This is a genomic window from Nocardia sp. NPDC059240, assembly GCF_042753865.1.
Taxonomy (GTDB): Bacteria; Actinomycetota; Actinomycetes; order Mycobacteriales; family Mycobacteriaceae; genus Nocardia.
Genome location: NZ_JBHZAC010000007.1, coordinates 444,309 through 457,893 on the forward strand (window position 1 = coordinate 444,309; position 13,585 = coordinate 457,893).

General features: G+C 69.0%; 13 protein-coding genes. 5 read left to right on the forward strand and 8 right to left on the reverse strand.

Translation table 11 applies throughout. The features are described from left to right. The first annotated feature begins 501 nt into the window (after positions 1-501). Positions 502-2,790 (forward strand): hypothetical protein, encoded by a 2,289-nt coding sequence (locus tag ACFXHA_RS27190; RefSeq protein ID WP_379361507.1) that lies wholly within the window; start codon positions 502-504, stop codon positions 2,788-2,790. Positions 2,791-3,658: 868 nt separating this feature from the next. Here the strand turns inward: ACFXHA_RS27190 and ACFXHA_RS27195 are convergent. From ACFXHA_RS27195 to ACFXHA_RS27205, 3 genes are all read right to left on the reverse strand, one after another. Beyond that, entirely contained in the window at positions 3,659-4,420 is a 762-nt protein-coding gene (locus ACFXHA_RS27195) for an SDR family NAD(P)-dependent oxidoreductase (protein ID WP_379361509.1), read from the reverse strand. Positions 4,421-4,536: 116 nt separating this feature from the next. Next, positions 4,537-5,184, reverse strand: a complete 648-nt coding sequence (locus tag ACFXHA_RS27200; RefSeq protein ID WP_379361511.1) for an HAD family hydrolase — start codon at positions 5,182-5,184, stop codon at positions 4,537-4,539. Positions 5,185-5,220: 36 nt separating this feature from the next. Further along, positions 5,221-5,787: a hypothetical protein gene (locus ACFXHA_RS27205; RefSeq protein WP_379361513.1), complete on the reverse strand. Its 567-nt coding sequence runs from the start codon at positions 5,785-5,787 to the stop codon at positions 5,221-5,223. Positions 5,788-5,924: 137 nt separating this feature from the next. Here ACFXHA_RS27205 and ACFXHA_RS27210 point away from each other — a divergent pair, with 137 nt between their 5' ends. Together ACFXHA_RS27210 and ACFXHA_RS27215 are read left to right on the forward strand one after the other, a co-directional pair. Next, positions 5,925-6,632 carry a TIGR00266 family protein gene (locus ACFXHA_RS27210; RefSeq protein WP_379361515.1) on the forward strand — a complete coding sequence of 236 codons (708 nt, stop codon included), beginning with the start codon at positions 5,925-5,927 and terminating at the stop codon, positions 6,630-6,632. Positions 6,633-6,764: 132 nt separating this feature from the next. Further along, a complete protein-coding gene (locus tag ACFXHA_RS27215) occupies positions 6,765-8,009 on the forward strand; it encodes an FAD-dependent monooxygenase (RefSeq protein WP_379361517.1) in 1,245 nt (414 codons plus the stop codon). On the opposite strand, the gene ACFXHA_RS27220 is transcribed toward ACFXHA_RS27215, so the two are convergent. Beyond that, complete coding sequence (locus ACFXHA_RS27220) at positions 7,996-8,598, reverse strand: ArsR/SmtB family transcription factor (protein ID WP_379361519.1); 603 nt, start codon at positions 8,596-8,598, stop codon at positions 7,996-7,998. The two genes, ACFXHA_RS27215 and ACFXHA_RS27220, sit on opposite strands and share 14 nt — an antisense overlap. Before the next feature lie 73 nt (positions 8,599-8,671). Here ACFXHA_RS27220 and ACFXHA_RS27225 point away from each other — a divergent pair, with 73 nt between their 5' ends. Then, positions 8,672-9,088, forward strand: a complete 417-nt coding sequence (locus tag ACFXHA_RS27225; protein WP_379361521.1) for a hypothetical protein — start codon at positions 8,672-8,674, stop codon at positions 9,086-9,088. Between the two features lies 1 nt (position 9,089). Further along, positions 9,090-9,740, forward strand: coding sequence for a class I SAM-dependent methyltransferase (locus ACFXHA_RS27230; RefSeq protein WP_379361523.1), 651 nt, complete (start codon positions 9,090-9,092; stop codon positions 9,738-9,740). A 7-nt stretch (positions 9,741-9,747) separates the two neighbouring features. On the opposite strand, the gene ACFXHA_RS27235 is transcribed toward ACFXHA_RS27230, so the two are convergent. The 4 genes from ACFXHA_RS27235 to ACFXHA_RS27250 all read right to left on the reverse strand — a co-directional run bounded on the left by ACFXHA_RS27235 (position 9,748) and on the right by ACFXHA_RS27250 (position 13,580). Continuing rightward, positions 9,748-10,473: a sirohydrochlorin chelatase gene (locus ACFXHA_RS27235; protein ID WP_379361628.1), complete on the reverse strand. Its 726-nt coding sequence runs from the start codon at positions 10,471-10,473 to the stop codon at positions 9,748-9,750. 175 nt (positions 10,474-10,648) lie between these two features. Beyond that, complete coding sequence (locus ACFXHA_RS27240) at positions 10,649-11,965, reverse strand: sulfate adenylyltransferase subunit 1 (protein WP_379361525.1); 1,317 nt, start codon at positions 11,963-11,965, stop codon at positions 10,649-10,651. Next, on the reverse strand, positions 11,965-12,891 hold the full coding sequence (gene cysD, locus ACFXHA_RS27245) for a sulfate adenylyltransferase subunit CysD (protein ID WP_379361527.1): 927 nt from the start codon (positions 12,889-12,891) through the stop codon (positions 11,965-11,967). Before cysD ends, ACFXHA_RS27240 begins: the two co-directional genes overlap by 1 nt. Then, positions 12,870-13,580, reverse strand: coding sequence for a phosphoadenylyl-sulfate reductase (locus ACFXHA_RS27250; RefSeq protein WP_379361529.1), 711 nt, complete (start codon positions 13,578-13,580; stop codon positions 12,870-12,872). The genes cysD and ACFXHA_RS27250 overlap by 22 nt, the downstream gene beginning before the upstream one ends. Positions 13,581-13,585: the final 5 nt, after the last annotated feature.

Here is a 13,585-nt window from a genome sequence, read left to right on the forward strand (position 1 = left end):
CGCGTACGCAACATACCGATGTCGTTGTGCGAGTTGTAATGCCGCGTTTGCTCGGAACGACATCAACGGTAGTAGAGAAGATTTCGTCGCGAATCACGGACGGTGAAGCGGCCCGCGTGGGGGATTCCCGGGTAGCTACCGACCAGTGATCGGTAATTCACACTCCGAAACTGACGTTGCGGTTTTGTTTTTCGGACACCACTTGCCTACCGGTTGGTATGAATTAATTGTTCGCTGCACTGTAGCCACCGAGAAAGACTGTTCGGTTGCTTTTGTCTCGCAGTTGGATTCGATCTTGCTGGAGATATTGCCTGACCAGTAGATTCGCCACCTTCGCTACTGGACGCGAAATCTTTTCCCCCGATTCGATATTCATCCCCCGCTAACGCCAGTTAACCTGAACCAGCTGTTTGGTAAACGACCGCGACCACATGGTTGGTACGCCCGTGGAGGCCGTGGTCTCGGTGCGTTGACGGGATAGCGATGACAGTTGGCTTTGGCATGAGCATCGGCACAGTGAACTCTGTCTGGGCGACAACGGACGGTGATCGGAACCGGCCCGCGGTGCGTGTTCGCCGGACGGCTGTCACCTTCGACAGCGCCGGCGGCCCACATATCGGGGGAATTCCCCGGTTCGCCCCGGTGGTCACCGACTTCGCCGATCTCACGTCCGAGCCGGACCCGGTAGTGATCGGCGGCCGCATCTGGTCCCCGGCCGATCTGGTGGCCGCGGTGGTGAACGGGCTCATCGAGACGAACGCGCCCGAGGCCCCCGCCGTAACCACCTATCCCGCTTGCTATTCGGACAAACACGTCACGCGATTGCGGCGGGCGCTGGACTGGTCCGGCTCGGCGGACGTCACGCTCATGCCCGAACCGGTGGCGGCGGTCGAATGGCTCGACAATGAATACGGCATCTCCGAATCCGGGCTCACCCTGGTCTACGACCTCGGCGGCAACAGTCTCGACCTGGCCGTGGTGCGCACCGAGGCGGACGTCGACGAACGCGGCATCCTCGGCCGCGCCGAACGCTCACACGAGTACGGCGGCCGTCCGCTCGGCACGCTGCTCGCCCGCTACGCCCGCAGCATCGCGCCGAACACGACCCAGCCGGTCTCGGCCGTGGTACCGGCCTCGGACACGAATCGCTTGCGCAGCTGGCACATTCGCAATTCGCTGCGGCTGGTCCGCTCGGTCGTGCACCGGGCCGGGCTGCACATGGACGAAATCGATCGAGTGCTGCTGACCGGTGGTGCGGCCCGCCCCGCCGAGGTGGCGCGCGTATTGGCCGACCTCGGCCGGCCGGTTGTCATCTCGCCCGATCCGGCGCACACCGCCGCGGTGGGTGCGGCCATTGCCGCGTTCCGCAGCATCGACACCGGCTCGGCCATCGGTCGCTACGCGCCACGCGCCGCCGTGATCTCCGGTGCCGCAGTCGCTTCCGCGCTGGCCATGTCCGCCGCCACCGTGCTCGGCGGTCCGGTCGCCGGGCCACCCGGCCTACAGGCCGCGCCCGAACCCACCGACCCGCCGTCGGGTGCGGCCGTCCTCGGCACGGGTGACGTCATCGTGCTCGAAGATGCCGCCGCACCGCCCGGATCCCACCCCCACGCCGTCTCCACCGTGGCCGCCGTCCGCGCCTACGTCCCCGTCGCCCCGACCGTCACCTCGACGTGGGTCAACGGCCGCCCGGTCGACACCACCAACGGCGGCACCCACTGCGAAACCCGCGCCCTCGCACCGGATCCGGTGACCTACGCCAACCCGGCCCAGTTCACCAACCCGCTCCCGTTCCAGGACTACGCCTGGACCGTCGGCGCGTTCTCCAAGCTCCCCACCGTCAGCGTCCCCGGCACCGTCCAGCCGATCTCCGGCACCCTCCCGGTCGGAACCGCCCCGGGCGCAACCCAACCCGGCACCCCACCGGGCGTGACCCCACCCGGCACCGGTCAGCCCGCAACCGGCCAACCGGCCGCGGGCCAGCCTGCCGCCGGTCAGCCTGCTGCGGGTCAACCCGCCTCCGGTCAACCCGCAGCAGGTCAGCCGGGCGCGGGGCAACCGGCCTCGGGGCAGCCCGGCACCGGCCAACCCGCCGCGGGAGACCCGGGCAGCGGCCAGCCCGCCTCGGGCCAACCCGGCGGAACCACGCCGGGCAGCACCTCGGGCGGTACCCAACCGGGCAGCACGGCCGGCGACGGCGGCGCGGCCCCGGGTGGATCGCCCGGCGGAACCAACACCGGCGGAACGCCTTCCGGTGGAACTCCCGGCAGTTCGACCCCGGGCGGCGGTGCCCCGGCAGGCGGCGGCACGACCGGTGACCCGGCCGGTGCCCACACCGGAGCGCCGGGCGGTTCCAACCCCGGCGGTTCGACTCCGGGCGGTGCAGGCGCGGGCAGCGGTACCGGCGCCGGTAGCGGTGCGGGCGCGGGCAGCGGAACAGGTGCAGGCAACGGCACCGGCGGCGGCGGAACTGGCGGCGGCGCAGGCAATCCCGGCGGCGGAGCTCCCGGCGGTTCCAACCCCGGTGGCGGCCAAGCGGGAGGCGGTGCTCCCGCAGGCGGCGGCGCAGGCGGTTCCGGAGGCTCCACGCCCGGCGGCAGCCACGCCGGTGGCGGCACGGGCGGCGGTATCGGCGGTGGCGGCGGCATGGGAGGCTCCGGCGGCGGAATGGGCGGCGGCGGTATGGGCGGTGGCGGCATGGGCGGCGGCGGAATGGGTGGTGGCGGTGGCATGGGTGGCGGCGGCCACGCGGGCGGCGGCGGGGGAGGTGGCGGTGGTGGCCACAAGTAATCCCGAGAAATACTGCCAATCCCACCGGCCCACGCTGATCGGCCGCACCGGTTCAAGCGGCCCGCAGACGGCCATCGCTCAAGGGCCGACAGCGACCGGCCCGCAGAGTCCGGCGGTGGGTGCCTCGGCGGCGGCCACCCGTAATCCCCTGGGCTACTGCGAATCCCACCAGCCGACGCAGTCCCGGCCCGGCCAGTTCGAGCGCCCCGCCCGAGAGTCCGAGCGGCGGTGTGCGGGTGAAGGCGGATCGGGCGCGGAGGACGATACCGTCGACCGGTCTCGGGAATCCGCCATCGCCCAATGCCGAGCCGCCTGCGGGCCGAACTTCACCCCACCGCTCTCCCACCAGCCCGCTGGTGCGGTGCGTCGCGCGGAAGCCGCGGGCCATGTCGTCGAGTTCGGTGCTTGCCCGATGGCGTCGACCGAACCTTGGTGGTCGCAGGCTGTTTCGCGGTCATTCGGCGCAGGGAGTGCGGAGGTGCCGGTGCTGTCGGCACTGATCCTCGGGGATCGGTTGTTTCGCGACGGCGTCGGGTCGATGCCTTGTGCGCGAAGACTTTTCGACTATCCCCGGACCGGGCGTGATGTCCCACACGCCGGTGCGGGTTGCGGGGGAGACGGGGCGGTGGCGTCCCACCACCTGCCCTCTCCCCACGGCGACGTAGGTGGTCGGCGGGCCTGACCACCCCGCCCCACCTCGTCCCCGACCTTGAGCGAGACCGCCGGCGGCTCGCTCGCACGGACCGGCGACGGGCGGGCAGGGGACCTGCAAACCCCGCTCCGCTCGTCGTCGAAAGTGACCGGCCCACCCCGTGTTTTCCCAGTGCCCGGGCGCGGGGTGGGCCAGTCGCGATGCGGTGAGCGGCGGTCAGCGGGCGGTGAAGCCGCCGTCGATGGCCAGGGCCGCGCCGGTGATGAAGCTCGCCTCGTCGCTGAGCAGGTAGGCGCAGAAGGCGGCGATCTCGTCGGGCCGGGAGATACGGCCCAACGGGTGCAGGGCGGCGATGGCGGCCTCGCCTTCCGGGGTCGCGCCCATCGAGTTCCGGAAGGCGGGCGTGTCCACCGCTCCGGAGACCAAGGCGTTCACCCGGATCGACCGGTCGGCCCCTTCCAACGCCACGGCCCGGGTCAGGCCCACCACTCCGTGCTTGGCGGCCACATACGGTGCGACCTGCGCCATCCCGACCACGCCCAGGTTGGAGGCATTGTTGAGGATTGCCCCGCCGCCCGTGGCCGCGAGCGCCGGGACCTGGTGGCGCAGACCGTAATAGACGGCCGTGAGGTTGAGTTCCAGGTCGGCCCGCCACCCGGCCGCGTCGATGTCCTGGACGGGTCCGAAGGCATTGACGGCGCCGGCATTGTTGAAAGCCGCGTCCAGCCGCCCGAATTCGCTGACCGCGGCGCTGGTCAGGCGTTCCACATCGGCCTCGACGGTGACGTCGGTGGGAACGAACAGTGCGCGCCCGCCCGCGGTGCGGATCTCCTCGGCCATCCGGTCACCGGCCTCCTTGCCGCGCGCCCCGAGCACCACGGCTCCGCCTTCGGCCGCGATCCGCCGGGCCACGGCCGCACCGACTCCCGAGGTGGCGCCGGTGATCAGGACGACTTTGTTCTCGAACCGAGCATCCATGACTGCATTCCCCTTGCGGTAGAGCTGATTTCGTTGACATGTCATAGTCAACGCCGCGGGGAAGTCGGCCGCTGGCGGAAAACGGCCGTCACACTTGATGCGTCATCTAATTCGGATCAGGCGGGTGCCAGCAGGTCCGGCAGCTCGTCGAGTCCGCCGATCACCGTTGCCCGGGCCGCGTCCGGCAGCTCGGAAGTCAGGTACCCCCACGGCCCGCGCCGGATCAGCACCGGCATCATGCCCGCCGCCAGCACCGGCAGCACATCATTGTCGACCCGATCGCCGATGTAGCAGATCTCCGCGGGCGCGACACCCGCCGCCTCGGCGACCCGGGTGAAGAACTTCGGATCTGGCTTCTCCAGCCCCCATTCGGCGGAGGTGTAGACCGCGTCGACCGGCAGGTCCATCCGCTCCAATGCCGATTTGGCCTGCGGTGGTTGATTTCCCGCGATGATGACAGTGATCCCGCGCCGCCGCAGCTCGCGCAGCGCCCGGCGCACATCCGGATACAGATCATCGCCGTCGAAGTTGACGCGCAGGCTGTCGGGTTCCTCGGCCGCCCATGCGCGCTGTTCGGCCTCGACATCGATGCCCGGCCGCACCAGTTCGAAGGCGTCGGTGAGCGGTCGCCCGGTGGCCGCCATGCCGCCGATCACGCCGAGAAACGCGAAGCGCGGCACGCCGAGCCGGTCGGCCCACCGACACCAGATGCGTGTCTCGTCGATCAGCGTCTCGCCCACATCGAATACCGCAGCCTTGATCATTCGCCCAGCGTATCGGGCGGCCCCGGCAGTCGAGGCTCAGCGCCGCGCGTTGAGGAAGCCGATCGCGGTCGCACCCCACCAGCAGACCTGTGACAACACACCGGTGGTCACGCCCCAGGCGAGCAGTCGCGGCGTGAGTGGGAGTTCACCGCGCGCCCGCAGTCGCCGCTGCAAGCCGTAGGCCTGAATCCCGTTGAGCGTCAGGATGAGTACCAGCGTCGGCTTGGTGCGGGTCATGGTCGAGGCCAGATTCGGTTCCAAGACGCAACCGCTGGCGACGAGTCCGGCCAGCCCGAGCCAGATCGGAACGTGCAACCGGCTCACCGCCCCCAGCGCCTCCTCCAGCCCGAGACGTCCTGCCGCCCAGCGCAAGACGAAGGAATCGGCGACCAGCACGCCGCCGAATCCCAGCGCCAGCGAAGCGAGGTGCACAACCACGCCGCCGGTGTGCACCGCCGGACTCGCGGTGACATGCGCGGCGATCCAGACGGCGGCGGCGAGCGCGCCGGTGGCCAGCAGACCGTAGGCGGACACGATGCGCCACGAATCGTGCGGGATTCCCGCCGTCCCGGCGTGGTACCGGGAGCCGCTGGTCTGGAGCATGTCGAGCCTTCTGTTAGGTAAGGAAAGCCTAAATTACGCACCGAATGGTTCCGATGGCAAGTCGGCAACGATCACGCCACGCCCCGCTCCGAGGCACACTGGACGGGAGCCGTCGCTGTGTGGGAGGGGAGAACCCGATGGATGCCCGAATCCGCGGAACCGTCATGCCGGTCCTTGAGGTCGCGCTCGAACCAGGGGATCAACTCATCGCCGAAGCCGGGCAACTGTCCTGGATGACCGACTCGATCCGGCTCAGCACCTCCACGCGCGGCGCGGCCGGCGGCGTGTTCGGCGCGGTCCGCCGCGCCATGGCCGGGGCGGGGCTGTTCATGACCGAGTACAGCGCCCATCGGGTGCCGGGCCGGGTCAGCTTCGCCGCCAAACTGCCGGGCCAGATCCTGCCCCTGCAAATCGACAAGGACCGTCAATATCTGGTCCATCGACACGGATTCCTGTGCGCCGCAGGTGATGTCCGGGTCGCCCTGAGCTTCCAGCGCCGCCTCGGTGCGGGCATCTTCGGCGGTTCCGGCTTCACCCTGCAACGCCTCTCCGGTGACGGCTACGCCTGGGTCGAGCTCTCCGGCGAGGTCATCACCTACGACCTCGCCCGCGGCGAAACCCTGCGCGTCCACCCCGGCCATGTCGGATTGTTCGACGCCTCGGTCGATTTCGACATCACCATGATCCGCGGCGTCCGCAACCTCCTCTTCGGCGGCGACGGCCTGTTCCTGGCCGCTCTCACCGGGCCCGGCCGCGTCTGGCTGCAATCGCTGACCATCACCAACCTCGCCCACTCCCTCATCCCCTACCTCCCGATCCCGGAACCGGGCCCCCAACCCCGCTGACCGACCGGTACGGATCAGGACTGCCACCGCGTGCCGCGCCCGCCACCCCGGGCGGTGCGGAAATTGGTTTGTTGCACCGGGATCGCTGCTGAAAACTGGATTCATCCATGGCGTCAGACGGGGAGGTTCACCATGTCTCGACCGATTCGTGTTCTGGTCTGCGGGGGCGGCATCGCGGGTAATGCGGTCGCGCTGCTGCTGTTGCGCGCGGGCATCGACACCACCGTTGTTGAACGCGCGCCCGTCCCACGTCCCGGTGGGCAGGCCGTCGATCTGCGTGGGCCCAGTCGCAAGGTGGCCGAGCGGATAGGTTTGATGCCCGGAATCCACAAGCGGCAGCTCGACGAGCGCGGCATGGTGTTCATCGACGATCGGGGCCGCACCCGCGCCCGGCTGCCCGCCGAGATGTTCGGCGGTGAGGGGCTCGTCGCCGACATCGAGATCACCCGCGGCGACCTCAATCAGGTACTGCTCGACGAAATCGCGGCGCTCCCAGCAGAATCCGGGACCCTCGACTACCGCTACGGTGAGTGGGTCGACGATCTCGACGAGATTGACGGGGCGGTGCAGGTCCGCTTCGCCTCCGGGGTCGTCGCCGACTTCGATCTGGTGATCGGCGCGGACGGCCTCAATTCCGCGTTGCGCGAGAAGGTCTTCGGCCCCCGCGCGCAGTTCGCCGAATACCTCGGGGCCTACATCGGCTTCTTCACCATCCCCACGCCGCCGGATACCACGCTCGAAACCGGTTGGGTCGGAGTGCATTCCATCCCCGGCAGCATGGTCGCGTTGCGCCCCGATCCGAGCCCCGCGACCTCGATGGCGATCATCTCCACCCGCATTCCCGTCGACGATGCGTTGCGCGGAGACCTCGCCGCACAGCAGGCGCTGATCCGCGAGCGCTTGAGCGGGGACAGTTGGGTGCTCCCGGACATCGTGCACGCGATGCCCGACGCACCCGACTTCTACTTCGACGAAGTGGCCCGCGTCCGCATGCCGCACTGGTCCAAAGGGCGCGTCGTCCTGCTCGGCGATGCCGCTTATTGCGGCTCACCCATGACCGGTATGGGCACCGCGCTTGCGATCATCGGCGCCTACCTGCTCGCCGGTGAGATCACCGCCATCCCAACCGATCTCACCCGGGCCTTCGATCGCTACGAGGAGCTGTTGCGCCCCCTGGTCACCGAGATCCAGAAGGGTACCGAGACCTCGGTCCGGCTGCGTCACCCCGAAACCCGTCGTGGCGTAGCCGTTCTGAACACCGCGTTTCAGGTGCTGGCCTCGCGGCCCTTGTCTCCGCTGCGTGCTCTGCTGACCCGTCTGATCGGCAAGCAGAGCGAGTATCCACTGCCCGACTATCCGAATCTCACTGTCGATTGAGCGGCGCATCCCTCGGTGCGTCCTGGTCGGTGTCCTCGGGGACGGCGAAGAGCCGCACCGCCATCGGCCGGGCCTCCGGGGGTGCGTCGGCGACCATGGCGTAGCTGTGTCTCGCGACCAGTTCCCGGTATTCGTCCATGAACGTCTGGAGTTGATCGGCGGTCATGTAGCAGCCGTGCCGCTGGACCTGCGCCCATCCCGTCGGACCGGTCCATTCCTTGTTCGCGCGGATCAGCCGGTCGACGTCCCGGCCGATCTTCAGCTGCGCCAGATGCTCTGCCGCGGCGTACTCGGCGGGCTCCATGGTGGCCGGGTCGGGCGTGGTGTGGCTGAACGGTAGTGCGCGCCACCATCGTTCGCGACCCCGGGACTTCTCGGGAATCTCCTCGATGAGCCGCAACTCGGCGAGTTTGCGCAGGTGATAGCTGGTGGTTCCGGTGCTCTCGCCCAGTAGTTCGGCGAGCGTCGTGGAGTTCACCTCACTGTGCGTGCCGAGTTGCTGGAGGATGCGGGACCGCAGGGGGTGGGCCAGCGTCCGGTAGAGCGCGGTGCGCTCGGCGCTCGTCATGTCGGCGGCAGGTTTCACCATGGGCCGACATTAGCAGAGATTTCTTTGCAGAGAAATGTTTGCAGAAATCTCTTTGCGATCGTACCGTGGCGGTATGCAAACGAATCCCCTCGTGCGGCGCTCGAATATCGGCGTGCGGCAATGGGTTACGTGGACCCTCGGCGGTTCCGCCGTCTTCCTCGTCCCCTGGACCGTGCTGCTGGCCGCCACCCTGCCCAGCGAAACCCGCGTCCAGAACTGGGCGCTCGCCTGGATCGGTCTCGACTTCCTGCTGACCATCGGCTGCCTGCTCACCGCCGTCTACGTCAGCCGCGGCCACGAACTGGCCCGCATCGCGGCCACCGCGACCGCGACCGTCGCCCTGCTCGACGCCTGGTTCGACATCACCACCGCCCGGCCCGGCGCGGACTTCACCCAAGCCGTCGCGAGTGCCGTCGGGGAGTTGGCACTGGCGGGCGTGTGCACGTTCCTGGCGCTGCGCCGACGCGAATCATCGGAAGGAACCAACTGAGATGAACACGACCACAACCCGTTTGGCGATCACCGCCGGAGCCGCAGCGGCCGCAGCGGCCTGGTGGTACACCGATCGCGCCCCCTACCCCTACGCCCAACACCGCATCCTCGACCTCCCGCTACCGGGCTTGAGCGGCGATCGGCTCGAGCGCCTCCTACGCCCTCGCGCCGATGAACGAATGCTGGAGATCGGTCCGGGCACCGGCATCCAGACCGTGCGCATCGTGCCCAAGCTCGGTCCGCACGGCCGCCTCGATGTCGTGGATATCCAACAGGAAATGCTCGACCACGTGCACAGGCGCGCCGCACATCTCGGCCGGCTCGTACCAACTTTGGCCGACGCCCGCGAATTGCCCTTCGCCGACGCGACTTTCGATGCCGTCTACATGGTCACCGCACTGGGAGAAATCGACGACCCCACCGCCGCCCTCCGCGAGGCATCCCGCGTCCTGTCCCCACACGGCCGCCTCGTGATCGGCGAATTCTTCGACCGCCACTGGATCCCCTTCGGCCGCCTGCGCGACTACGCCGAGGCCTGCCACCTCCACATCGATGCGCGAGTTGGCCCGACCATGGCTTACGTTGCGCGCCTACACAAGTGCGCCGCAAACGTGCACAGGGCCTGCGGGCCCGCGACGCCAGGATTCTGAAATGCCGTCAGGCCGAGAGTTCGAGCGGGAGTGCGGCGGTGGCGTAGCGATCCAGCGCGACCTCGGCCAGCAGCGGGTGCGCGCCGATGGTGTCGGCGTGCGGGACATGCGGGAGCGTGTTCCGCAGCCGGTCGGTGAGCAGACCCGGCGCCAGGAACCAGGGCGCGACCAGGATCCGCTCCGCGCCCCGGGCGCGCAGGCGGGCGAACGCCTTGTCGAGCGTGGGATCGGTGGTGGCGAAGCAGATTTCGGTGTCCCACCCGGTCAGCGCGGTGAGCAGGCGTGCCACGTCACCGGTGCGTGCGTTGGCGGCCGCGTTGGAAGACCCCACCGCGGCCACGGCGATACCAAGTCGTGGCGCGGAGTCTGCGCCACTGCCGGAATGACGGGAGATTCCGCCGCCGGAATGGCGGGGGGAGTTGTCAGCGTGGAGCGCCTCGACGACGCGGTCGCGCAGGGCGATGATCAGGTGCGGGTCCGGGCCGAGGACGTCGGCCTGGGTCAGGCGCAGGCGTGGGTGGCGGGCACGGGCCTCGTCCAGGAGGCCGGGTAGGTCGACTCGTGCGTGGAATGCGCTGCCCAGCAGGAGCGGAACCACGATCGCGTGCGAATGCCCGTCGGCGGCAACGGCATCCACGACCTGGTCGACCGAAGGGGTGCTCAGGTCCAGGAAAGCCAGTCGCACATCGAGATCCGGGCGTTGGGCCGCGATGCGGTCGACCACCGCCCGCATGGTGGCGGCCGAGCGCGGATCGCGGCTGCCGTGTGCGACCGCGATGAGCGCGGGGGCGGCCGACCGCGCCTGCGGCGGGACGAGCCCGGAGGGGCTGGTCGGCGCCGAGGCGGGCAGGCGGTATGCGCCGCCCGGCAGGACGGCCGGAACTGCGCCGTTGCCGGGCGGATTCATCTCAGACTCCGACTTCCGAGCCGAACTCGGTCTCGGTGCCGACCTCGACCGCGGTCAGCGCGTCGCCGACCAGGCCGGCCGCGAGGGTGTTGCCGCCCGCCGGATCGATCAGCAGGAACGAGCCGGTGTGCCGGTTGACGCTGTAGTCGTCGGCCACGATGGCGTCGGCCACGCGCACCGAGATGCGGCCGATGTCGTTGAGCGCCAGCGACTCCGGGTTCGGATCCGCCGACAGGTGCTGCTCGTCGAAACGCTCGATGAGCGCGCCGACGATCGCCTGGGTGGTGCGGGTGCCGTGCTTGAGCAGCAGGCGCGCGCCCGCCCGCAGCGGCTTGTCGCCGAGCCAGCACACGGTGGCGTCGAACGAGTCGATCGGCTCGGGAGCGTCGGCTGCCGCGGCGATCACGTCACCGCGGGAGACGTCCACATCGTCGGCCAGGATCAGCGTGACGCTGCGGCCCGGCTGCGCGGAGGCGAGTTCACCGTTGGGGGTGTCGATGCGTTCGACCGTGGTGCGGGTGCCGGACGGCAGCACCACGACCTCGTCGCCCTTCGAAACCAGACCCGCCGCAACCTGTCCCGCGTAACCGCGGTAGTCCGGGTAGTCGGCGGTGCGCGGCCGGATCACGTACTGCACCGGGAAGCGCAGCCCGACCTGGTGGCGGTGCGCGTCCGCGTCCACCGGCACCGATTCCAGGTGTTCGATGAGCGAGGGCCCGTCGTAGTACGGGGTGTTCTCCGAGCGCGAGGCGACATTGTCACCGTGCAGCGCGGAGACCGGGATCTCCTGCACATCCTCGGCGGCCCAGCCGAGTTTCGTGGTCAGCTCCGCGAATTCGGAGGTGATGCGCTCGTAGACGCCTGCCGGATCATCGACCAGGTCGATCTTGTTCACGGCCAGCACCAGCTTCGGCACGCCGAGCAGCGCCATCACGGCGGCGTGGCGGCGGGTCTGCTCGATGACACCCTTGCGGGCATCGACGAGCAGGATCACCAGCTGCGCGGTGGACGCGCCGGACACCGTGTTGCGGGTGTACTGCACGTGTCCCGGGGTGTCGGCGAGCACGAAAGACCGCTTGGGCGTGGCGAAGTAGCGGTAAGCCACGTCGATGGTGATGCCCTGCTCGCGCTCGGCGCGCAGGCCGTCCACCAGCAGCGACAGGTCCGGAGTCGACAGACCCTTGTCGACCGACGCGCGGGTGACGGCGTCGATCTGGTCCGCGAGTACGGATTTCGTGTCGTACAGCAGTCGTCCGACCAGGGTGGACTTGCCGTCGTCGACCGATCCGGCGGTGGCCAGTCTCAATAGGTCGGACATCAGAAGTAACCCTCTCGCTTGCGGTCTTCCATGGCGGCCTCGGAGACACGGTCGTCTCCGCGGGTCGCGCCACGTTCGGTGAGGCGGGACGCGGCAACCTCGGCGAGAATCGCCTCGTTGTCGGCGGCCTCGGAAAGAATTGCGCCGGTGGTGGATCCGTCGCCGACGGTGCGGTAGCGCACCGACTTGATCGACAGCTCCTCGTTGTCGGCCGGGCCGCCCCAGGTGCCGGGGGTCATCCACATGCCGTCGCGCAGGTACACCGGGCGCTCGTGGGCGTAGTAGATGCTGGCCAGCTCCACATCCTCCCGCGCGATGTAGCGCCAGATGTCGAGTTCGGTCCAGTTGGAGATGGGGAACACGCGCACGTGCTCGCCCGGAGCGTGCTTGCCGTTGTACAGGTTCCACAGCTCCGGACGCTGCCGCTTCGGGTCCCAGCGCCCGAACGCGTCACGCAGCGAGAAGATCCGCTCCTTGGCGCGCGAACGCTCCTCGTCGCGGCGGCCGCCACCGAAGACCGCGTCGAAGCGGTTCTCGTTGATGGCGTCCAGCAGCGGCACGGTCTGCAGCGGGTTCCGGATCCCGTCGGGGCGCTCGGTCAGGCGGCCGTCGGCGAGGTAGTCCTCGACCGACGCGACATGCAGTCGCAGGCCGTACTTCTCGACCACCTTGTCGCGGAACTCGAGGACCTCGGGCAGGTTGTGCCCGGTGTCCACGTGCAGCAGCGCGAACGGCAGCGGCGCGGGCCAGAAGGCCTTGATCGCCAGGTGCAGCAGGACGGTGGAGTCCTTGCCGCCGGAGAAGAGGATCACCGGCCGCTCGAATTCGCCTGCCACCTCACGGAAGATGTGGATGGACTCGGATTCGAGCGCGGCCAGGGTGTCGAATTCAGTCTCGAGTGAGGTCATGAGGCGTGCAACCCGCATTCGGTCTTGGCGAGCCCGGCCCAGCGGCCGGATCGCGCGTCGGATCCCGGTTCCGGCTTCCGCGTGCACGGAGCGCAACCGATCGAGGGATAGCCCTCTTCCACAAGGGGATTGACGAGAATTCCGTTGGCCTCGATGTAGGAGGCCATCTCGTCATCGGTCCAGGCGGCGATCGGATTGATCTTCACCAGGCCGAAGCCCTCGTCATAGGAGAGGAGGGGCGCGTTGGCGCGAGTCGGCGCCTCCACTCGACGGATGCCGGTCACCCAGGCGTTGTATCCGGCGAGGGACTTCTTGAGGGGAACCACCTTGCGCAGGCGGCAGCATTCGGCGGCATCCCGGGCGAACAGATCCTTGCCCAGCAGCTGATCCTGTTCGGCGACAGTGTTTTCCGGCTCGACGTTCACGATGTTCACGCCGTACACCAGTTCCACCGCGTCACGGGTGCCGATGGTCTCGGCGAAGTGGTAGCCGGTGTCGAGGAACAGCACGTCGACGCCGGGCCGTACCTGGGAGGCCAGCTGCACCAGCACGGCGTCCTGCATGTTGGACGCCACGATGTAGTTGGAGCCGAAGTTGTCCTCGGTCCACTGCAGCAGTTCCTGCGCGGTCGCGTTCGGGCCGAGCTCGGCATTGCCCTTCTCGACCAGGGCGCGCAGCTCGTCTTCCGCGAGTTTCGTTGTAGTCATTGATA